General features: G+C 49.0%; 19 protein-coding genes and 1 pseudogene. 13 read left to right on the top strand and 7 right to left on the bottom strand.

What is annotated here, in order from left to right:
- Positions 1-31 precede the first annotated feature (31 nt).
- Complete coding sequence (locus OK023_RS19175) at positions 32-130, bottom strand: IS1 family transposase (protein WP_411569412.1); 99 nt, start codon at positions 128-130, stop codon at positions 32-34.
- A 217-nt stretch (positions 131-347) separates the two neighbouring features.
- Between OK023_RS19175 and tnpA the strand changes: the two genes are divergently transcribed.
- The 8 genes and pseudogenes from tnpA (at position 348) to OK023_RS07575 (ending at position 8,833) form a co-directional block, all read left to right on the top strand.
- The gene (tnpA, locus tag OK023_RS19170; RefSeq protein ID WP_411569411.1) at positions 348-446 is read left to right on the top strand and encodes an IS66 family insertion sequence element accessory protein TnpA; all 99 of its coding nucleotides are present in this window, start codon (positions 348-350) and stop codon (positions 444-446) included.
- 67 nt (positions 447-513) lie between these two features.
- Positions 514-870, top strand: a pseudogene (locus tag OK023_RS07605) (transposase); the annotation flags it as partial.
- Between the two features lie 401 nt (positions 871-1,271).
- On the top strand, positions 1,272-1,991 hold the full coding sequence (locus OK023_RS07600; RefSeq protein ID WP_317696534.1) for a gluconate 2-dehydrogenase subunit 3 family protein: 720 nt from the start codon (positions 1,272-1,274) through the stop codon (positions 1,989-1,991).
- Positions 1,992-3,770, top strand: a complete 1,779-nt coding sequence (locus tag OK023_RS07595) for a GMC family oxidoreductase (protein WP_317696531.1) — start codon at positions 1,992-1,994, stop codon at positions 3,768-3,770.
- 18 nt (positions 3,771-3,788) lie between these two features.
- A complete protein-coding gene (locus tag OK023_RS07590; protein ID WP_317696529.1) occupies positions 3,789-5,072 on the top strand; it encodes a cytochrome c in 1,284 nt (427 codons plus the stop codon).
- Between the two features lie 424 nt (positions 5,073-5,496).
- Complete coding sequence (phoP, locus tag OK023_RS07585) at positions 5,497-6,168, top strand: two-component system response regulator PhoP (protein WP_317696527.1); 672 nt, start codon at positions 5,497-5,499, stop codon at positions 6,166-6,168.
- A gap of 5 nt (positions 6,169-6,173) precedes the next feature.
- A complete protein-coding gene (gene phoQ, locus OK023_RS07580) occupies positions 6,174-7,631 on the top strand; it encodes a two-component system sensor histidine kinase PhoQ (protein WP_317696522.1) in 1,458 nt (485 codons plus the stop codon).
- Positions 7,632-7,711: 80 nt separating this feature from the next.
- Complete coding sequence (locus tag OK023_RS07575; RefSeq protein ID WP_317696520.1) at positions 7,712-8,833, top strand: cupin domain-containing protein; 1,122 nt, start codon at positions 7,712-7,714, stop codon at positions 8,831-8,833.
- 108 nt (positions 8,834-8,941) lie between these two features.
- On the opposite strand, the gene pepT is transcribed toward OK023_RS07575, so the two are convergent.
- Positions 8,942-10,174: a peptidase T gene (pepT, locus tag OK023_RS07570; RefSeq protein ID WP_317696517.1), complete on the bottom strand. Its 1,233-nt coding sequence runs from the start codon at positions 10,172-10,174 to the stop codon at positions 8,942-8,944.
- Between the two features lie 326 nt (positions 10,175-10,500).
- Between pepT and potA the strand changes: the two genes are divergently transcribed.
- From potA to potD, 4 genes are all read left to right on the top strand, one after another.
- Positions 10,501-11,607, top strand: a complete 1,107-nt coding sequence (gene potA / locus OK023_RS07565) for a spermidine/putrescine ABC transporter ATP-binding protein PotA (protein ID WP_317696515.1) — start codon at positions 10,501-10,503, stop codon at positions 11,605-11,607.
- Positions 11,591-12,451, top strand: coding sequence for a spermidine/putrescine ABC transporter permease PotB (potB, locus tag OK023_RS07560; RefSeq protein ID WP_317696511.1), 861 nt, complete (start codon positions 11,591-11,593; stop codon positions 12,449-12,451). Before potA ends, potB begins: the two co-directional genes overlap by 17 nt.
- Complete coding sequence (potC, locus tag OK023_RS07555) at positions 12,448-13,224, top strand: spermidine/putrescine ABC transporter permease PotC (RefSeq protein WP_317696508.1); 777 nt, start codon at positions 12,448-12,450, stop codon at positions 13,222-13,224. Before potB ends, potC begins: the two co-directional genes overlap by 4 nt.
- 128 nt (positions 13,225-13,352) lie before the next feature.
- Positions 13,353-14,399: a spermidine/putrescine ABC transporter substrate-binding protein PotD gene (gene potD / locus OK023_RS07550; protein ID WP_317696506.1), complete on the top strand. Its 1,047-nt coding sequence runs from the start codon at positions 13,353-13,355 to the stop codon at positions 14,397-14,399.
- 77 nt (positions 14,400-14,476) lie between these two features.
- On the opposite strand, the gene cobB is transcribed toward potD, so the two are convergent.
- The 5 genes from cobB to lolC are packed head-to-tail and all read right to left on the bottom strand — an operon-like array spanning position 14,477 to position 19,424.
- Positions 14,477-15,307, bottom strand: coding sequence for a Sir2 family NAD+-dependent deacetylase (gene cobB / locus OK023_RS07545; RefSeq protein WP_317696502.1), 831 nt, complete (start codon positions 15,305-15,307; stop codon positions 14,477-14,479).
- 13 nt (positions 15,308-15,320) lie between these two features.
- Positions 15,321-16,235, bottom strand: coding sequence for an N-acetylglucosamine kinase (gene nagK, locus OK023_RS07540; RefSeq protein ID WP_317696500.1), 915 nt, complete (start codon positions 16,233-16,235; stop codon positions 15,321-15,323).
- 42 nt (positions 16,236-16,277) lie between these two features.
- A complete protein-coding gene (gene lolE / locus OK023_RS07535) occupies positions 16,278-17,525 on the bottom strand; it encodes a lipoprotein-releasing ABC transporter permease subunit LolE (RefSeq protein ID WP_317696498.1) in 1,248 nt (415 codons plus the stop codon).
- On the bottom strand, positions 17,525-18,229 hold the full coding sequence (gene lolD, locus OK023_RS07530; RefSeq protein ID WP_317696496.1) for a lipoprotein-releasing ABC transporter ATP-binding protein LolD: 705 nt from the start codon (positions 18,227-18,229) through the stop codon (positions 17,525-17,527). The genes lolE and lolD overlap by 1 nt, the downstream gene beginning before the upstream one ends.
- Complete coding sequence (gene lolC / locus OK023_RS07525) at positions 18,222-19,424, bottom strand: lipoprotein-releasing ABC transporter permease subunit LolC (protein WP_317696493.1); 1,203 nt, start codon at positions 19,422-19,424, stop codon at positions 18,222-18,224. Before lolC ends, lolD begins: the two co-directional genes overlap by 8 nt.
- Before the next feature lie 255 nt (positions 19,425-19,679).
- Here lolC and OK023_RS07520 point away from each other — a divergent pair, with 255 nt between their 5' ends.
- Complete coding sequence (locus OK023_RS07520; RefSeq protein ID WP_317696491.1) at positions 19,680-20,660, top strand: threo-3-hydroxy-L-aspartate ammonia-lyase; 981 nt, start codon at positions 19,680-19,682, stop codon at positions 20,658-20,660.
- The last annotated feature ends 188 nt before the right edge of the window (positions 20,661-20,848 follow it).

Raw genomic sequence — 20,848 nt, 5'->3', positions numbered from 1 at the left:
CAAAATATGAATTTTTTGATAAAAAATTAAATTAGTAGAACATATACTTTTCGATGAAGGCTCCGATGCTTTTGTCATGCAGATCAACAGGACGTGAAAAGTTGACAGTTCTGCGGACCAACCATGTCATGAGGTTGTAAGCAACAATCCGCCAATTTTTTGCCACCAGCCACTTCAGGTTAGGTGTCCGATAAGAGGGATGTTTACCGGACAGAACAATACTATCAGAAGTAAAAATTCGTGCAACTCACATTGTAGCAGCTAATAAACCCTTTCATTATTTTCGACATTGAATAACAAGCCTGAGAATAGGCCATACAATACAATAAAGATGAAAAAATCAGCATATTGAACACTGGAGAAAGAGCGGACTTTCCCAATCCGCTTATTGTCGGGAAAATAATATGAAGTTAGCTACTTTTCATTATTGGCAAATTTGGTCATGAGTCAGGATTAGAATATATTCCAATGGGATTTTTCTATAACACAATAAAAAACCAATACCAACTGAATATGAAAACGTATGGGTTAATCTCTGATGAATTATGGGCACCCATAGAACCGTTATTCCACACTCATCAAACTCATCCCCCCTTGGGGTACCACCGTCGGTGAGTCGATAATCTGGCAGCAATGAATGCCACTTTCTTCGTCTTACGCACTGGATGCCAATTGAGTACGCTTAAGACAACAGGAATATGTTCCTCCCGTTCTGCGCATCGTCGCTTCCAGGCATGGACTGCTGCCGGTGTTTTCGATCGCTTTTGGCAAAATGGTCTGGAATTGTCCCGTAACGATTGGTCATGTCTTTCCCTTGATGACTGCATGACCAAAGCACCACTGGCAGGCACAAAAAATAGGTCGCAAATTACAACCAGCCGATTTCAGGCATTTGGTATTTGGGTCTGCGACGGCACCACAGACAGTTAAGGGACACAGCCTAAAGTTCCACCAGCGTGCAAACTCCGGTTACCCGATGAGTAAATGAATAAACGCCTTAATAATGCCCGTCGTTATTCCTTGTGCCTTGTCAAAAATCTCTGCTTGATTACCACTTGTTACCGTAATGATCTCAATCAATAAACATGTGAATAAAATGTTTTGAAACAGATGCTTTATTGTTTGTTCCCCACTACGAGTTTAGACTCACATCACCATACCAGTAGCTTGCTAATTATTAGTGGTTTGGGCTCTTCAACCGTTTCTGGCCACTTTTTTGCACAAACGTTCTAATACATGGATGTCCATGTGGAACATATTCGAGGTGTAATATGTCGCAACAGCATCCCCCAACGCCGCCACGGCGCAGCTTTTTAAAGAAAACGTTGGCGTTAATCCCGTTGGCTGCGGCAGGTACGACGGGTGTTTTAACGCTGGCAGCACCAAAAGCATCCGCTGCGGGCGTCACTTCTCACTATGTCCCCATTTATTTTAATAATGACGAATGGCGTTTTTTGCTCGCAGCCTGCGATCGCCTGATCCCTAGCGATAATCATGGGCCTGGGGCTATCGAAGAAGCCGTACCCGTGTTTATTGACAAACAGATGGAGACACCTTATGGCCATGGCGGTTTGTGGTATATGCATCCTCCGTTTATCCCTTCCCCACTTGAGCTGGGTTATCAGTCAAAGCTCACGCCACGTGATACCTATCGCATTTGTATCCGTGAGCTCAATACACATTGCCACCAGCAGTATCAAAAAGTTTTTGCCGACCTAGAACATAGCCAACAAGAACAAATCCTGACGGCGCTTGAAAAAGGAGAATTGGACTGTGATGCGCTACCGGGTAAGGCATTTTTTGCCCAACTGCTGCAAAACACCAAAGAGGGTTATCTGGCCGATCCGCTCCACGGTGGAAACCAGTCAATGGCTTCATGGAAACTGATTGGTTTCCCTGGTGCTCGGGCTGATTTTACCGATTGGGTTAATCACCCCAATCAGGCTTATCCACTCGGCCCGGTAAGTATCTCCAGCAAAAGGAATACATAAATGAGCACTATCAAAAAACCCTCGGTAGATGTGGTGATTGTTGGGTTTGGCTGGACCGGTGCAATTATGAGTGTGGAATTGACAGCGGCAGGTCTAAATGTGTTGGCACTAGAACGTGGTGAACAACGTGATACCTATCCTGACTTCTCCTACCCACGTATCGCCGACGAACTAACTTATGGTATCCGCTTGAAGTTGATGCAGGAACTGGCCCACGAAACGGTCACAGTACGCCATACCCCTGCAGACTTTGCCGTACCTTACCGCCAACACGGCTCTTTTCTGCTAGGCAACGGCGTAGGCGGTGCCGGGTCGCACTGGAATGGTATGCACTGGCGTGCCTTACCTGCCGATCTAAAAATGCGTACTACAGTGACGGAAAAATACGGAGATAAATGGGTACCCGAAGGTATGCTGTTACAAGATTATCCTGTCAGCTACACCGAGCTGGAGCCCTACTTCGATAAGTTTGAAAAAGTATGCGGTACCGCAGGCAAAGCGGGTAATCTTAATGGAAAAATCGTCAAAGGTGGTAACCCGTTCGAAGGCTTGCGAAGCAGCGAATACCCCACTCCCCCACTGAAGCAGCTCTATTCTGGTTCACTGTTCGGCCAAGCAGCAGAATCGCTAGGCTATCATCCTTTCAGCATTCCAGCAGCCAACTGCTCCGAGCCTTACACCAATACTTATGGTGTACAAATGGGCCCTTGCAATTTCTGCGGTTACTGTGAACGCTTCGGCTGCTTTATGTACTCTAAAGCTTCACCACAAACCACCATCATACCGGTGCTGATGAAGCGTAAAAACTTTGAGTTACGCACCCAGTCACAGGTCATCAAGGTCAACATGGACAGCAGTGGCAAAAAAGCCACTGGCGTAACCTACATCAATGCTCAGGGACAACAGATTGAGCAACCGGCAGATCTGGTTATTCTCTGCGCTTTCCAACTGCATAATGTGCGTTTGCTGTTACTCTCCGGCATCGGTAAACCTTATGACCCAATTACCGGTGAAGGGGTGGTAGGCAAAAACTACGCCTATCAAATGAACAGTAATATCTCTCTGTTTTACAATAAAGATACCTACTTCAACCCGTTTATTGGTGCCGGTGCCGCAGGCACAGTGATTGACGATCTGAACGCGGAAAATTTCGACCACCACGGGTTAGGGTTCATTGGTGGAGCATATATCTCGGCAACGCGTTCTGGTGGGCGGCCAATTCAACAAATGCCATTACCGCCCGGTTCTCCAACCTGGGGCAGCGGCTGGAAGCAAGGCATCAAAGATAACTATCTGCACTCGATGAGCATAGGTTCTGAAGGATCGGTTATGCCATATCGCGACTGCTACCTCGATCTCGATCCTACCTACCAGGATGCATATGGCCTACCGCTGTTGCGCATGACCTTCGACTGGAAAGGCAATGAAATTAAAATGACGCAGCACATTACCAACAAAATGGCGGATATTGCCAAGGTGATGGATCCCCAGCAGATGGCAATTTCAGTGATGGGAGACGGTTCGCATTATGATGTACGCCCGTACCAGTCAACCCACACTACAGGCGGTGCAATCACTGGGGATAACCCCAAAAACAGCGTAGTTAACAAGTACCTTCAATGTTGGGATGTACATAACGTGTTTGTCACCGGAGCTTGTGCCTTCCCACAAAACCTTGCTTATAACCCAACAGGTATCGTAGGAGCGTTAGCTTATTATTCTGCGGAGGCCATCTGTAATCAGTATCTGAAAAATCCCGGCCCGTTAGTTCAGGCTTGATCGCGTTAGGTGAAAATAATGAAAATATTGTCCCCCTCACTGCTGGCTTTACTGGTATTGAGTACCAACACGTTAGCCGCAGAAGACACCACGTTAGTCACGCACGTCACACATGGTGAATACCTAGCTCGCGCCGGTGACTGTGCCGCATGCCATACATCACCAAACGGTACAGCATTTGCTGGTGGCCTTAAGATGACCACGCCCGTTGGCGCGATTTATTCTACCAATATTACCCCTGACCAGAAGACAGGCATCGGTGAATACAATCTGCAAGAATTTGCCGATGCGCTACGTAAAGGTGTGGCCCGCGATGGCAGACGATTGTACCCGGCAATGCCTTATCCCTCTTTTGCCAAGATCAGTGATGATGACATCCGTGATTTGTACCTCTACTTCATGCACCGGGTCACGCCTGTAACGCAAAAAAACCTGCATAGTGACATTCCGTGGCCACTGAGTATTCGTTGGCCATTGGCGATATGGAATAGTCTGTTTCTTGAAGGCGGGGTGTATCAGCCCAAGGCAAGCCGAGGGCAACAATGGGATCGTGGTGCCTACCTGGTGCAAGGGTTGGGGCATTGTGGCACCTGCCATACGCCACGCGGCATCGGTTTCCAAGAAAAAGCGCTGAATGAGATGGATAAAACCTACCTGAGTGGTGGAACGCTCGAAGGTTGGCATGCACCCAATCTGCGAGGCGACACGCTCACTGGATTAGGTGCCTGGAGCGAAAAAGATCTGACTCTCTTCCTGAAAACCGGTCATACCGAGAAGTTTTCCGCCTTCGGCTCCATGGTTGACGTAATACAAAACAGCACACAGCATCTCAGCGATGAGGATTTACGGTCAATAGCCGTTTATCTAAAATCACTGCCAGCGGAAAGTGAAAGTAATGTGAAAAAACCGCTTCATGCTACTGCGCCGCCGTCAACGCTGTACACCACCGATAAAGGCAATCCCGGTGGACAAGCTTATCTTGATAACTGCGCCGCATGCCACCGTAGTGATGGTCAGGGTTATGGCAACACCTTTCCACAGTTGGCCCGTAACCCAGCCTTACTATCAGAAGATCCTTCTTCGGTTATCAGTATTATTCTCCATGGTTCACGCACCCCAATAACTGCCAGCGCGCCTACCGGACTGACCATGCCAGACTTCGGTTGGCGTTTAAGTGATGAGCAAGTAGCCCAGATCGCTAATTTTGTGCGAAACAGTTGGGGAAATAACGCTGCACAGGTCAAAACCGACCAAGTCAAAAAAATACGGGAGGACGGTGCTAACAAAACGGCTTCACCGTAATATCATCGACAGGCCCAACATTTCGGGCCTGTATTACTAGCGGTTAAAAATGTTTCTACTTACACTTACACCACACTCACCATTGTTTAACTTTGGTTTACCTTTGCTTTCGCCCTGTTTATCCTGTGTTTATTACAGACTGACGATAATCAACACACCTCTACTACATAACATACCTCAAGTTGACCGTTTTTTGTTCTCTGCTGTTTATTACAACTTGAGTTACTTAGCGTATTGTATGTAATAATGCTGATTATACGATACTTTGTTGCAGAAAAATGGCCTATTTACCATACTATTAACTTAAACAACTAAGCTGATTCATTATCAGTAACCCAGCCGTTATCTTTTGCGTACCGCAAAGTGTGTAACCCTAGGCGCGGTTGAATGATGTTTAGCCCGTGCGTTAACAGGAGTCTTTCCCATGAGAGTATTGGTTGTAGAAGATAATGGTTTGCTGCGTCACCACCTCTCTGTACAAATGCGCGAAATGGGGCACCAGGTTGATGCCGCAGAAGACGCCAAAGAGGCTGACTACTTCCTGCAAGAACATGCACCTGATATCGCTATTGTCGATCTGGGTTTGCCTGGTGAAGATGGCCTAAGCCTTATCCGACGCTGGAGGGCTAATCAGATGAGGTTACCTATTCTGGTCTTAACGGCCCGTGAAAGCTGGCAGGATAAAGTCGCCGTGCTGGAAGCAGGTGCCGATGATTACGTGACCAAACCGTTCCATCTGGAGGAAGTCATTGCCCGTATGCAAGCCCTGATGCGTCGCAACAGTGGCTTGGCGTCACAAGTGATCGTTCTGCCACCATTCCAGATCGACCTTTCGCGTCGTGAGCTCAGCGTAAACGAGCAGCAAATCAAACTGACGGCATTTGAATACACAATTATTGAGACACTGATCCGTAACGCAGGTAAAGTGGTGAGCAAAGATTCTCTGATGCTGCAACTTTACCCGGATGCAGAACTGCGCGAAAGTCATACCATTGACGTGTTAATGGGCCGTCTTCGTAAAAAAATGCAGGCCGAATACCCGCAGGACGTCATTACAACCGTGCGTGGGCAAGGTTATCGTTTCGATATTAAGTGAACGTTATGTTCAAAAAAGTTAAAAAGCCCTTTTCACTACGCGCTCGTTTCTTAATGGCGACAGCTGGGGTCATCCTGGCCCTGTCACTCTCCTATGGGTTTGTGGCGGTTGTGGGATATAGCGTCAGTTTTGATAAAACATCTTTCCGTCTACTACGCGGTGAGAGCAATCTATTCTTTAGCCTGGCGCAGTGGAAAGACCAAAAGCTGACCATTACTATCCCCACCGAGTTTGATATCAACACGCCAACGCTGGTTTTTATCTACGATGATAAAGGGAAGCTGTTATGGAGCCAGCGTTCCGTGCCTGAACTGGAAAAACACATTCAGAAAAAATGGCTCGAAGGATCGGGTTTTTATGAGATCGATACCGATACTCGTACCAGTAGCCAGGTTTTAGGTGATAACCCCGCAGCACAAAACCAGCTTAAACACTATGACGATAATGACCAAAATGCCCTGACCCACTCGGTCGCCGTCAATACCTATGCCGCAACGGCAAGCTTACCCGCTCTCACCATTGTCGTAGTTGACAGCATCCCACAGGAACTACAGCGCTCCGGCGTAGTCTGGGAGTGGTTCAGCTACGTGTTACTCGCCAACCTACTGCTGGTCGTGCCCTTGTTATGGCTGGCCGCCTATTGGAGTCTGCATCCCATCAAAACACTGGTGGCACAAGTCAGGCAGTTGGAAAATGGCGAGCGCGAGCAGCTTGATGAAAACCCTCCCTGTGAACTACGGAGCTTAGTACGTAACCTCAACATTCTGGTACGTAATGAACGCCAGCGATATACCAAATACAGCACAACGCTGTCGGACCTGACTCACAGCCTGAAAACCCCGCTGGCTGTATTGCAAACCACTCTGCGATCGCTACGTTCTGGCAAACAGACCACGATCGAAGAAGCCGAGCCGATCATGCTCGAACAGATCGGTCGGATCTCACAACAAATTGGCTATTATCTCCACCGAGCCAGTTTCAACTCTGGCCAGACGGTACTGAAGCGGGAAGTTCATTCTGTTTCAGCCCTGCTTGATAGTCTGTGTGTTGCATTAAATAAAGTTTATCAACGTAAAGGGGTCGTGATTACTCTCGATATTTCACCTGAATTGACGTTTATAGGCGAGAAGAACGATTTTATGGAGGTAATGGGCAACGTTTTGGAGAACGCCTGCAAATATTGCCTGGAGTTTGTTGAAGTCACCTCGTTACATTCAAACAAATATCTGACTATAGTGATTGATGATGACGGTCCTGGTATCCCAAAAAGCAAACGTGAACTGATTTTTCAGCGCGGTCAACGCGTTGATACCCTCCGTCCTGGTCAAGGCATTGGTCTTTCGGTCGCCGCAGATATCATCGAACAATATGATGGACAAATCACTATCACTGACAGCCCGCTAGGCGGTGCACGCATGGAAGTGACTTTTGCACGTCAGCACGATCAACATCATCACGAGTAAATTCTGTTGATCAACCCCCACTAAAGTGAGCCTGATTTCCGTTATAATCTTCTCTGGCTCACTCTATTGTGGAATAGAAAATGGATTATCAATTAGACTTGGACTGGAACGACTTTTTGCAGCGTTATTGGCAAAAGCGTCCAGTGATCCTCAAACGTGGTTTTAATAATTTTATCGACCCAATCTCTCCGGATGAGTTGGCCGGATTGGCAATGGAAAATGAAGTAGATAGTCGATTAGTGAGCCATCAGGAAGGCCGTTGGCAGGTTGCACACGGCCCGTTTGAGAGTTTTGACCATTTGGCTGAGAACAACTGGTCACTACTGGTTCAGGCCGTTGATCACTGGCATGAGGCTTCAAGAGCGTTGATGCTCCCATTCCGCAAACTGCCGGACTGGCGCATGGATGATCTGATGATTTCGTTTTCAGTACCAGGCGGAGGCGTCGGACCGCACCTTGATCAATATGATGTATTCATCATCCAGGGAACTGGCCGCCGCCGTTGGCGCGTGGGTGAGAAAGTGCCAATGAAACAGCACAGTCCACACCCTGACCTGCTTCAAGTGGCTCCCTTTGATGCCATCATTGATGAAGTGATGGAATCGGGCGATATTCTGTATATCCCACCGGGATTCCCACACGAAGGATACTCGCTGGAGAATGCACTTAACTATTCCATAGGTTTTCGCGCACCAAATAGCCGCGAATTGGTGAGCGGCTTTGCCGATTACGTATTAGCTCGGGAACTCGGCGGCTATCGCTACAGCGATCCAAACATAACTCTGCGTGACAATCCTGCCCTGATCCTGCCTCATGAAGTCGATAGCCTGCGCCAGATGATGCTGGATCTGGTTCAGCAACCTGAACACTTCCAGCACTGGTTTGGTGAGTTTATCTCGCAGTCACGCCACGAACTGGATATCGCTCCTCCGGAGCCGCCCTATCAGGCAGGTGAGATCTATCAACTGCTTCAACAAGATGAACCGTTACAACGATTGGGTGGCCTGCGCGTACTGCGCGTTGGGGATCAATGCTTCGTGAATGGCGAGCTGATTGAGAGCGAACATCTGCAAGCGCTCGATGCACTGTGCAATAACTTTATCGTGCCCGCAGAAAAGCTGGGAGATGCTGTCGATGACCCTTCCTTCCTGGCTTTGCTGACAGCGCTTATCAACAGCGGTTATTGGTATTTTAACAACTAATAATGGTTAGATACAGCAGGGCGATACGATGAGCGTATCACCCTGACAACTATTTGCTGCTAAGAAAGATAGGGATTGCCGCTCACTTACAATCAAGGAAAACAGAGCCTAACACTTGGCTCGCTCAGCCGTGAGTGCAGCAATCCGCATGATAACGGCCACCGCCTTCTCCATCCCCTCTAGGGTGATGAACTCATGTTTACCATGGAAATTGTGGCCACCAGTGAACAAATTTGGGCAAGGTAGACCTTTAAACGACAGCTGTGCACCATCTGTTCCGCCACGGATAGGTTTCATTATTGGCTCGATATCACAATCGCGCATTGCTTGTTGCGCCAGCTTAATCACATGAGGATGCTTGGCAACCTGCTCACGCATGTTGTAATAATTATCCTCGATCATCACTTCTATGTAACAACTCTGTGGCAAACCGCGCCCGACTTTTTGTGCTACTTCAATCATCGTGCGTTTACGTGCTTCAAACCCGTCACGTTCAAAATCACGCAGAATATAATGCATCTCTGCACGCTCTACATTTCCCTTGATGCTCCCCAGATGGAAGAATCCCTGATAACCTTCCGTATTCTCTGGCGTTTCATCGCCAGGTAGTGACTGATGAAAACGGGTTGCCAGCGACAGTGCATTAACCATGACCCCTTTGGCGCTACCTGGATGAACGTTGTTGCCGGCAATTTTAACCATCACTGCTGCCGCATTGAAATTTTCACATTCCAATTCACCCACACCACCACCATCAACGGTATACGCCCATTCAGCATTAAAGGCATCAACATCGAAGAATTGTCCTCCTTTACCCACCTCTTCATCTGGGGTAAAAGCCACGCTTATATCACCGTGCGGAATATTTTTCTGCTTCAGACGCATCATTGCCGTCAATATTTCGGCAATACCTGCTTTATCATCCGCACCGAGCAGCGTCTTGCCATCGGTAGTGATTAGCGTTTGCCCCAGCATCTGATGCAGGATCGGGAACGTCACTGGCGATAACACTTCATCACCAATGCCCAAGGCAATATCACCACCTCGATAATTTTCTACAATTTGTGGTGCCACATGCTTGCCAGAAAAATCCGGTGAGGTATCAAGATGAGAAATAAACCCAATCGTCGGGACTGACCATGCCACATTACCAGGTAATATACCCATTACGCAGCCGTGTTCAGTAAGCGACACCTGTTTAAATCCCAGTTCAATCATTTCCTGTCGCAACGCCTGCGCCAACTTCAGTTGTCCTTCGGTACTCGGCACATTTTTGACATTGACTTTTGCCTGCGTATCGAATGAAACATAGCTAAAAAAGCGATCGAGTAGTTTATCCATAATTCCGTCCTCAGAATGACGCGTTTCATTATGAGGAAACGATCTGGCTCAATTATTGAGACAGGTCATTAATAACCAGATTTAGCGACAGCCATCGTACCAACCCTTGTTTGAAAGCAAGGTTTTCGCAGGTTGATCGAGACAAGGCATCATGCTACGACCATTTTGGCTTTTCATTCTCTGCCTCAGCGTCTATTATGCGCGCTCCTGAAAATTCGATTGGCGCCGCTGGCTTTGAGCTAAGGTATCTCACCATAAGCTTGTGCAGTCTTTTCCAGCGGCGGTTCTATCTGCCTGCATCACCTGACGGGATAGAGACATTTTAAATGACTGAGAACAATTCTCTGGTAATACTCAACGCCTTGAGCAAAAGCTTTGGCGGCAAAGAAATCATCAGCAATCTCCACCTTGAGATTAACGACGGGGAATTTCTGACTATCCTTGGCCCATCGGGTTGCGGTAAAACTACCGTACTGCGCCTGATTGCCGGGCTGGAAAGCGCCGATCAAGGGCAAATTCTGCTGGATGGGCAAGATATCACGGCAATCCCCGCCGAACATCGCCACGTTAATACCGTTTTTCAGAGCTATGCGCTTTTCCCTCACATGACGGTATTTGAGAACGTAGCCTTTGGCCTACGTATGCAAAAGGCACCAGCCGCGGAGCTGATACCTCGCGTTGAAGAAGCCTTGCGGATGGTACAATTAGAGGAGTTTGCCCAACGCCGCCCGCATCAACTATCTGGTGGTCAGCAACAGCGAGTTGCCATCGCACGCGCAGTGGTGAATAAACCCAAGGTGCTGCTGTTGGATGAGTCACTTTCTGCTCTTGACTATAAGTTGCGCAAACAGATGCAGAACGAGCTTAAAGCCTTGCAACGAAAGCTGGGTATCACTTTTGTTTTCGTTACGCACGACCAAGAAGAAGCGTTGACCATGTCGGACCGTATTGTGGTGATGCGTGATGGACGTATCGAGCAAGATGGTACACCAAGAGAGATTTATGAAGAGCCCGCCAACCTGTTTGTAGCCAGTTTTATCGGCGAGATAAACATTTTCGATGCTACAGTGTTGCATCGTCTCGACTCTCAGCGGCTCAGAGCCTGTGTCGAAGGCCGCGAATGTGATATCTATGCGACCCTTCCGGTTAAACCGGGACAATCGCTTAAAGTTCTATTGCGTCCGGAAGACTTACGCGTTGAGGAAGTTAACGACAGTGAACAGATCGATGGGCTGATCGGCTACGTCCGCGAACGGAACTATAAAGGTATGACGTTAGAATCCGTCGTTGAACTGGAAAACGGTAAGATGGTGATGGTCAGTGAATTTTTTAATGAAGATGATCCTGATTTCGACCACTCGTTGAACCAGAAAATGGCGTTAACCTGGGTAGAAAGCTGGGAGGTGGTGCTGAACGATGAAGAAATCACGTAATCTGCTTCAGAATCTGGTGATCGGCGGTGCAGTTGCCTGGCTCGTTCTGTTTGTTTTTATCCCGAATCTGATGATTATCGGTACTAGTTTCCTGACCCGCGACGACGCCAACCTGGTACAACTGGTGTTCACTCTGGATAACTATGCCCGCCTGTTTGATCCCCTTTACGCACAGGTGATGCTGCACTCGTTAAATATGGCGCTGATCGCGACATTGTGTTGCCTGCTACTCGGCTATCCTTTTGCCTACATTCTGGCCCAATTGCCACCGAAGATACGCCCATTGTTACTGTTTCTGCTGATTGTACCGTTCTGGACCAATTCGTTGATTCGTATTTATGGCCTTAAGCTGTTTCTGAGTACTCGGGGTTACCTGAACGAATTTCTGTTGTGGGCAGGGTTAATCGACACGCCGTTTCACATTATGTACACCTCAGAAGCAGTGATCATCGGGTTAGTCTATATCCTGCTGCCTTTTATGGTGATGCCACTCTATTCCAGTCTGGAAAAGCTGGATAAGTCCTGTATCGAGGCAGCCCGCGATCTTGGCGCCAACAAATTTCAGACTTTTATTCGAATCGTCATTCCACTGACCATGCCAGGTATTATTGCTGGCTGCTTGTTAGTGCTGCTACCCGCCATGGGCTTGTTCTATGTGGCCGATTTAATGGGGGGAGCTAAAAACCTGTTAATTGGCAGTGTCATCAAGAGCCAATTCCTGAATATCCGCGACTGGCCATTTGGTGCCGCCACCAGCATTTGCCTGACGTTAATCATGGGGTTAATGCTGTGGATCTATTATCGTGCCGCCAGATTGCTAAATAAAAAGGGGGAATGGGAATGATAGGACGTCTGTTACGCGGCGGTTTCATGACCCTGATTTACGCCTATCTCTATATCCCTATCGTGATCCTGATCGTTAATTCGTTCAATACGTCACGCTTTGGTATTAGCTGGAAAGGTTTTACCACCAATTGGTACAACACATTGATCAACAACGACAGTCTGCTGCAAGCCGCAGGCCACTCGCTGATTATGGCAACGCTCTCCGCCAGCTTTGCCACGCTGATCGGTTCTCTCACTGCCGTGGCACTCTACCGTTATCGTTTTCGCGGCAAGCCTTTTGTCAGTGGGATGCTTTTTGTCGTGATGATGTCGCCGGATATTGTCATGGCGATCTCTTTGTTAGTACTGTTTATGGTGCTGGGGGTCTCATTAGGCTTTTGGTCTCTGTTTTTTTCGCATATCACCTTCTGTCTGCCTTTTGTGGTTATCACCGTTTATTCCCGTCTAAAAGGCTTTGATGTAAGAATGTTGGAAGCGGCACGCGATCTCGGGGCCAGTGAAATTGTCATTTTGCGCAAAATCATTTTGCCGTTAGCAATGCCAGCAATCGCTGCCGGTTGGCTATTAAGCTTTACACTCTCTATGGATGATGTAGTGGTCTCGTCGTTCGTAACCGGGCCTAGCTACGAGATCCTACCGTTGAAGATCTACTCAATGGTAAAAGTCGGCGTATCACCAGAAGTCAATGCACTGGCAACCATTCTACTGCTGTTATCGTTGATACTGGTTTTTACCAGCCAAATAATCCTGCGCGATCGCCACACTCGCTGATTTACTCACGGAACAGCGCCTTTACCCTGCAGAAAACGGGTCCTATAATGAGCGTTTTGTTAGATATTGTGCGTTGTTCTATCACCAAGTTAAGTTGACGTTCGAAATCACTGCTGAAGGATGTACAAATGAAAAAGTGGTCACATCTGCTCGCAGCCGGGGTGATGGCACTGAGCATTTTCTCTGCAAGTGCCGCCGATGACGGCAAAACGCTCTATTTCTATAACTGGACGGAATATGTTCCACCAGGCCTGTTGGAACAGTTCACCAAAGAAACCGGCATCAAGGTGATCTACTCGACCTATGAATCCAACGAAAGCATGTATGCCAAGCTAAAAACCTACAAGGACGGCGCATACGACCTGGTAGTTCCTTCAACCTATTTCATTGCGAAAATGAGCAAGGAAGGGATGCTGCAAAAGATCGACAAGAGTAAACTCAGTAATTTCAAAGATCTCGATCCTGGCCTGCTGAACAAATCTTTCGATCCGCATAACGACTTCTCGATCCCCTATATTTGGGGTGCTACCGCCATTGGCGTGAATACCGATGCGATTGACTCAAAAACCATCACCTCCTGGGCCGATCTATGGAAACCTGAATATAAAGGGAGTTTGCTGCTGACTGACGACGCGCGCGAAGTGTTCCAGATTGCGCTGCGTAAACTGGGTTATTCGGGCAATACTACCGACCCTAAAGAGATCGAAGCCGCTTATAACGAACTGAAAAAGCTGATGCCTAACGTGTTGGCATTTAATTCCGATAATCCGGCTAATCCTTATATGGAAGGAGAGGTGAACCTGGGCATGGTATGGAACGGCTCCGCTTTCGTCGCACGCCAAGCCGGCATACCGCTTGATATCGTTTGGCCCAGCGAGGGGGGGATTTTCTGGATGGACAGTCTGGCTATTCCATCAAATGCTAAAAATGTTGATGGTGCATTGAAGCTGATCGACTTCCTGTTACGCCCGGAAATTGCATTACAGGTTGCGCAAACTATCGGTTACCCTACGCCCAATCTGGCGGCAAAAAAGCTTCTTCCTAAAGAGATCGCTAATGACAAATCATTATATCCGGACGATACCGTCATTGAGAATGGTGAATGGCAGAATGACGTGGGTGAAACCAGCACGCTGTATGAGACCTATTTCCAACAGCTGAAAGCCGGGCGCTGATTAGCGCAAATCTTCAAATTCCCTCTTCTCTTCAAGAGAGGAGGGAATTGATGCCCGGGTAACAACGCTGTTATACCTTAATCTGCCCGTTCGACCTTACCCATCAGGAATTTGTGCACAAAACGTGGCACAACTTCACTGGCCAAGCCGTAATGTTTCTCTTCGAACTGGCTTTCTACCTGACTCGGCTCCAGATTCAGCTCCATGGTATAAGCACCACCCAACCGCGCCTCATGCACAAAACCAGCGGCCGGGTAAACGTTGCCAGAGGTGCCAATGGCCACGAAGAAATCAGCTTTTGCTAATGCCTCGTAGATCTCATTCATCTCTAGCGGCATTTCACCAAACCATACCACATGCGGCCGTAGCGGAGCCGGAAACTGGCAACAGTGGCAACGTTCATCAACATTCAGATCTTCGCGCCACTCAAACACCTGTCCAGAGCGGGTACAACGCACTTTGAGCAGCTCACCGTGCATATGTAGTACTCGCTTACTTCCTGCACGTTCATGCAAATTATCAATGTTTTGCGTCACCAGCAGAAAATTATCCCCTAACCACTCTTCCAGATCGGCCAGTACACGGTGCGCTGTATTCGGAGCAATCTCAGCCTGCTGTAACTGCCGGCGGCGGGCGTTATAAAATGCCTGTACCAGCGCGGGATCGCGTTTAAATCCGTCCAGCGTGGCAACATCCTCAACCTTATGTTCCTCCCACAACCCATCATCAGCGCGGAAAGTACGGATGCCGGACTCTGCAGAAATGCCTGCGCCTGTTAGCACCACAACAAAAGGTTTCTTAAGCTCAGCCGCCGCCATAGTATCACGATGAAAAATGCGCGAACGAAAGCGCTGATGCAGCACATGCTTACTCTTTCGAAACTGACACAGCCGATGCCGAGTGTGCATGAACTCTCCTTACTTAATGACTTCCCAACAAATTGAGGAACGCAGCCCCGCGCACACCACCCGCATCACCGTAACGTGCTTTCTCAATGCGCGGCAATTTTGCGACACGTAACAGATGGGCTGGCAACCGCTTAGGCAACGCCTGATAAATTTCTTCGAAATTTGATAAACCACCACCGATTACCACCAGATGGGGATCTATTATAGTCAGCAAATTACCCAGGCAAATTGCCAAAACCTCCAGGAATCTATCAACATGTGCCATCGCCTGTGGTTCACCCGCTTGATAATGCGCAATGATTTGCCGTGCTGGCAGGTGCTGCTGATAGAAATGTGCGTACATCCATTCAAACCCACGGCCCGAAATATAATTTTCAATGCAGCCATCGTGGCCACAACCGCAGGCAATGCGAGGAATACCTCGTCCCAGCACTTCCAACGCGTCCACAGGCAACCGTAGATGGCCAAATTCCCCAGCGATATAATTACGCCCGGACATCACTTTACCATTAACGATCAAACCGCCGCCAACGCCAGTACCCAAAATAATGCCCAATACGGTCGGGTAACAGCGGAACTCGCGATCCCATGCTTCGGAAAGTACAAAACAGTTGGCATCGTTTTCTACCTTCACCTCACGGCCAATAAGTGCGCCCAGATCGCGCGGTAGTGTCTGTCCCATTGCCGCCGGGACGTTGGCGGTAAACAGGGTACCATCTTCATTAGGTAACCCAGGAATGCCTATCCCTACCAATCCCCTCTTGCCGCAAAAGGCATCGGCTTCAACGATCAGAGCGTGCAATACCGCCAGCAGCTGCTGGTAGTCATCACAGGGCGTTGGTACACGTTTTTGCCAGATATGCTGTAGATCGGTATCGAATACGCCCAATTCAATCTTGGTACCCCCCATATCGAAACCGTAGTACATCAATTTCCCTCGAGATAAAAATGGCGTATTACCAGAGATTCATTACTGCCCGCTCAGCACCCTGGCCGGATCGATACGGCTTGCACGCCGAGCCGGGTACCAACTGGCCAACAAACTAAGCACCAGCGCCGTTGCCAATACAATCACCACGTCCAGCCAGTGCAACTCAGACGGCAGGAAATTGATAAAATAGATATCCCCAGACAGGAAAGAGTGGCCGATGAGCTTTTCGATACCCTTGATGATATTGGTCAGGTGCAACGAGGCAATCACCCCCACGACCACACCACTCAGGCTACCCACCAGTCCAGCCAATAAACCATACCAAATAAAGATGGCGCGGATAAATCCGTCTTTCGCTCCCAAGGTGCGCAGCACGGCGATATCGCTACTTTTGTCTTTCACCGCCATCACCAGCGTAGAAACAATATTGAAGCAGGCCACGCCTATCACTAATACCATCGCCAGATACATGATGGCGCGGATCATTTGAATATCGCGATACATGTAGCCAAAGGTACCAATCCAGCTCTTGATGTAGACATAGGCATTGGTAACTTCACCCGCATCGCGCACCAGTTTGTTGGCGTTAAACACGTCGTTAACCTTGATGGCAATCCCGGTCACGCTATCACCCATATCAAGATACTGCTGAGCATCTGCCAACGGCACCATCGCTAGGCTGTGATCAAGCTGGCCACTTAACTGCAGAATTCCGGTGACGTGCAGGCGAATACGTTTCGGTTGCAGCAATTTCATTTCAGGATCGCTGTTCGGGATCATCACCGTAACATAAGAGCCTCGCTTTACCCCCAACGCTTCAGCTACCCCTTGCCCTAGGATCACCTGGTTCTCACCACTGTTAAAATTGCCCCAAGCATTATCTTTTACATACTTCGGTAGCGCACTAAGTTGGCTTTCCTGCGCGGGATCAACACCCTTCACCTGCACAGCACGCAGTTGGGCACCGTTTTCCATTAGTCCGGTAAAGTTGATATACGGTGCTGCCGCTAAAATCCCCGGCACTTTCTCAACACGCTGTAAGACTTCAGGCCAGCCTATAAACGGTTGATTAACCGGCTCAATCTCACCATGTGGAACCACCGCCAAAATGCGGTTCTGCAACTCACGTTCAAAACCGTTCATCGCACTCAGGCCAACGATCAACACCGCCACCCCCAGCGCTATGCCCATGGTTGAAATGACAGAAATCAGTGAAACCATGCCGCCACGCCGCCGGCCACGGCTAAAACGCAACGCCATCAGCAATGAAAGTGGCGATGCGCTCATTAGTCAGCTCCCATCAGGGTGAGTTGATCTTGTAAATGACCGTCAGCCATTTCCAACTGACGGCTGAGGCGTTTGGCTAATTGTAAGTCATGAGTGACGACCAGAAACGCGGTACCCTGGCGCACATTCAATTCCCCAAGTAAATCGAAAATACTGTCTGCTGTGCGTTTATCGAGATTACCGGTCGGTTCATCTGCCAGTACCAGCGAAGGATTGTTCACCAGCGCACGAGCTATCGCCACTCGTTGGCGTTCCCCACCGGAAAGTTCAGATGGCCGATGCTTACTGCGTTTTTCTAATCCGACTGCCGCCAGCATCTCCTGCGCTTTCTCTTGTGCCTGCGCCGGTTTTGTGCCTCCAATCAGCAGTGGCATTGCAGCATTTTCCAACGCAGTGAAGTCCGGTAACAAATGATGAAACTGGTAGATAAAACCAAGCTGGCGATTTCTCAGCTCCGCTTTGGCGGCGGAAGAGAGCGAATTTAGCGACTGCTCTTTGTAAATCACCTCACCTGACGTGGGGGAATCCAGTCCCCCCAGAAGATGCAGCAGCGTACTCTTACCTGATCCTGAACTCCCGACGATGGCCATCATCTCGCCCGGCTGCATGGCAAAACTCACGTTGCGCAGCACATCGGTCTGCAGATTGCCTTCCTGATAGGTCTTGCACAGGTTGTCACACCGCAGCAAAAGATGGTTACTCATAACGTAAAGCCTCAGCAGGTTGTACGGCGGCAGCGCGCCATGAAGGGTAAAGCGTAGATAACAGAGAAACTGCCATTGCCACCACAGCAATAAGGGTTACCTGTAACGGGGCAACCATAACCGGCAGTGAAGCACCGTCGATCAGAGCACCTAGAACTGGCATCAGGTTGTTCAGGTTGGTAGCCAGTAAAACACCCAAGAGGGTGCCCAACAGTGAGCCAATAATCCCTGCGCTAGCACCCTGTACCATAAACACCAGCATAATCTGACGCCGCGTCAGACCTTGTGTCTGCAGAATGGCAACTTCGCCTTGTTTCTCCATCACCAACAAGCCCAGGGAAGTGATGATGTTGAATGCGGCAACCGCAACGATCAGGCTGAGCAACAACCCCATCATATTTTTCTCCATCCGTACCGCCTGGAACAACTCCCCTTTACGGTCACGCCAGTCTTTCCAAATGGTACCTTCGGGTAACGCTTGTTGACTGAGCGAGTCCACACTCAGCGGTTGCTGCAAAAAGAGACGCCAACCGGTAATATTGCCCGCCGGATAACGCATCAAGCGCGAAACATCCTGCTGATTTGCCAGTAACTGATAACCATCGACTTCGCTATTGGCGTGAAAAGTACCCATCACCGTAAACAGACGCTGGCTTGGGATGCGGCCCATCGGCGTAAACTGGCTGGCACTCGGCACCATCAGACGCAACTGATCGCCACGTTTGAGGCCCAACTGCCCTGCAAGCTGTTCACCCAGGATAAGGTTATATTCGCCCGGTTGCAGTTGCTGTTGCTTGACGTTAATCAGGTAGGGTGACAATGGATCGGCCTCATCCGGGTTAACACCTAAGATCACCCCGACAGCCACACTACGAGCGCTTTGCAACACCACATCCCCGGTAGTCAAGGGGGCAACGCGGGAAACACCACGTAGCCCCTGTACCGCAGAAGCGGGGAGTTGTTCAGGATTGATAGACCCTTGTTTGCTGGTAATCAGCGCTTGTGGCATTAAACCCAGAATGTTGTTTTCGAGATCTTTCTCAAAACCATTCATCACTGAAAGCACGGTGACCAGAGCCATCACCCCCAGCGTAATGCCAATGGTAGAGAGCCAGGAAACAAACCGCCCAAAGCGGTCTGAGGCACGCCCGCGCATATAACGCAGACCAATAAATAACGCGACAGGTTGATACATGAAATCCGTTTTGTTGCCGTAGCTTAAGCAAAGTAATTATCGATAATAAAGGCTCTACCCTGTTTATGGAACCACCCGACCCGTTTTATTCTCATAACGGATATGACAAAGACTGAAAAATCGTATTTTCCCTCTCATCAAGGTATCAGGCATTTTGTTGTTCGAAGTCACTTATCAACTTAACCATTTGGCCGTAGTTTTCGTTAAGTGTATCAACACGCTGATTCAATCCACTTTCTCGCAAAAGAGGTTGCCATGAACACAACGCCGTACTGTATTACTGCCAGCGATATCGCCAAAGCAGCTAAAATCCTGCAAAGTCACGCCATTCGAACACCAGTCATGACCTCGCATCAGGCCGACAAAATCGCTGGGGCCCAGCTATTTTTCAAGTGCGAGAACTACCAGCGCATCGGGGCCTTTAAATTCCGTGGAGCCTATAATGCCATCAGTCAATTGACGCAGGCTCAGCGCCAGGCGGGGGTTATTGCCTTCTCATCAGGCAACCACGCGCAGGCGATAGCACTGGCAGCACGGGAGCTTGGGGTAAGTGCCACCATCGTGATGCCCCATGATGCTCCAGCCACCAAACTGGCTGCAACGCGCGGTTACGGGGCAAATATCGTGATCTACCAGCGCCACAGCGAAGACCGGGAGGTGATTGCTCAAGACCTGTCAACTGAGCGAAATTTAACCCTCATTCCGCCTTACGATTATCCACAGGTTATTGCAGGCCAAGGTACAGTAGCCAAAGAACTGATAGAGGAAGTTGGGCAATTGGATATTTTGCTGGTCTGCACTGGTGGTGGCGGATTGCTATCCGGTTGCGCTGTAGCTGCACACCAGTGGTCACCGGGCTGCCGGGTCTTTGGTGTGGAGCCACTTGCAGGCAATGATGTTCAGCAAGCTTTGCGCAGTGGAAACAGGATACGTATTCCAGTACCACAAACCATCGCCGATGGTGCACAAACTCAGCAGGTCGGTCATCTCACCTTCCCCATCATTCAACAATATGTGGAAGATATCCTGACGGTGACCGACAAGCAGTTGTGCCAACAAATGCGCTTTTTCATGGAACGGATGAAAATGGTCGTTGAGCCCACCGGCTGCCTGGCTGCTGCCGCGGCCATGAATCGACTAATCGACCTGAACGGTAAAAAAGTTGGGGTGATCGTCAGTGGCGGAAATGTCGATGTGGACAAAATCGAGCAGTACCTCAGCATGGCGAGAGAGTAAATTGGTGAAATAACCGTCGACAAACCGGATACATACGCTTTTAGCTGTGTCAGTTTATTGACCGCTGGTCTAGTATATACTCGTCCTACTTCAGGTTGCCTGTACGTTGGCTGCACGCCTTCACCCAGTAACATAGTGATTTATGCCCCTGGGGATTAGCGAGTTTGCCGTATGACTCGCCCTTCGGG

The sequence above is a fragment of the Serratia sp. UGAL515B_01 genome (genome assembly GCF_033095805.1).
GTDB lineage: Bacteria > Pseudomonadota > Gammaproteobacteria > Enterobacterales > Enterobacteriaceae > Chania.
This window is presented reverse-complemented; position numbering and strand designations above follow the sequence as displayed.

Bases quoted from the DNA above. Each gene is read 5' to 3' on its own strand.
- OK023_RS19175 (WP_411569412.1), bottom strand. From the start codon at position 130: ATGACATGGTTGGTCCGCAGAACTGTCAACTTTTCACGTCCTGTTGAT.
- OK023_RS07600 (WP_317696534.1), top strand. From the start codon at position 1,272: ATGTCGCAACAGCATCCCCCAACGCCGCCACGGCGCAGCTTTTTAAAG.
- OK023_RS07595 (WP_317696531.1), top strand. From the start codon at position 1,992: ATGAGCACTATCAAAAAACCCTCGGTAGATGTGGTGATTGTTGGGTTT.
- OK023_RS07590 (WP_317696529.1), top strand. From the start codon at position 3,789: ATGAAAATATTGTCCCCCTCACTGCTGGCTTTACTGGTATTGAGTACC.
- phoP (WP_317696527.1), top strand. From the start codon at position 5,497: ATGAGAGTATTGGTTGTAGAAGATAATGGTTTGCTGCGTCACCACCTC.
- phoQ (WP_317696522.1), top strand. From the start codon at position 6,174: ATGTTCAAAAAAGTTAAAAAGCCCTTTTCACTACGCGCTCGTTTCTTA.
- OK023_RS07575 (WP_317696520.1), top strand. From the start codon at position 7,712: ATGGATTATCAATTAGACTTGGACTGGAACGACTTTTTGCAGCGTTAT.
- pepT (WP_317696517.1), bottom strand. From the start codon at position 10,174: ATGGATAAACTACTCGATCGCTTTTTTAGCTATGTTTCATTCGATACG.
- potA (WP_317696515.1), top strand. From the start codon at position 10,501: ATGACTGAGAACAATTCTCTGGTAATACTCAACGCCTTGAGCAAAAGC.
- potB (WP_317696511.1), top strand. From the start codon at position 11,591: ATGAAGAAATCACGTAATCTGCTTCAGAATCTGGTGATCGGCGGTGCA.
- potC (WP_317696508.1), top strand. From the start codon at position 12,448: ATGATAGGACGTCTGTTACGCGGCGGTTTCATGACCCTGATTTACGCC.
- potD (WP_317696506.1), top strand. From the start codon at position 13,353: ATGAAAAAGTGGTCACATCTGCTCGCAGCCGGGGTGATGGCACTGAGC.
- cobB (WP_317696502.1), bottom strand. From the start codon at position 15,307: ATGCACACTCGGCATCGGCTGTGTCAGTTTCGAAAGAGTAAGCATGTG.
- nagK (WP_317696500.1), bottom strand. From the start codon at position 16,235: ATGTACTACGGTTTCGATATGGGGGGTACCAAGATTGAATTGGGCGTA.
- lolE (WP_317696498.1), bottom strand. From the start codon at position 17,525: ATGAGCGCATCGCCACTTTCATTGCTGATGGCGTTGCGTTTTAGCCGT.
- lolD (WP_317696496.1), bottom strand. From the start codon at position 18,229: ATGAGTAACCATCTTTTGCTGCGGTGTGACAACCTGTGCAAGACCTAT.
- lolC (WP_317696493.1), bottom strand. From the start codon at position 19,424: ATGTATCAACCTGTCGCGTTATTTATTGGTCTGCGTTATATGCGCGGG.
- OK023_RS07520 (WP_317696491.1), top strand. From the start codon at position 19,680: ATGAACACAACGCCGTACTGTATTACTGCCAGCGATATCGCCAAAGCA.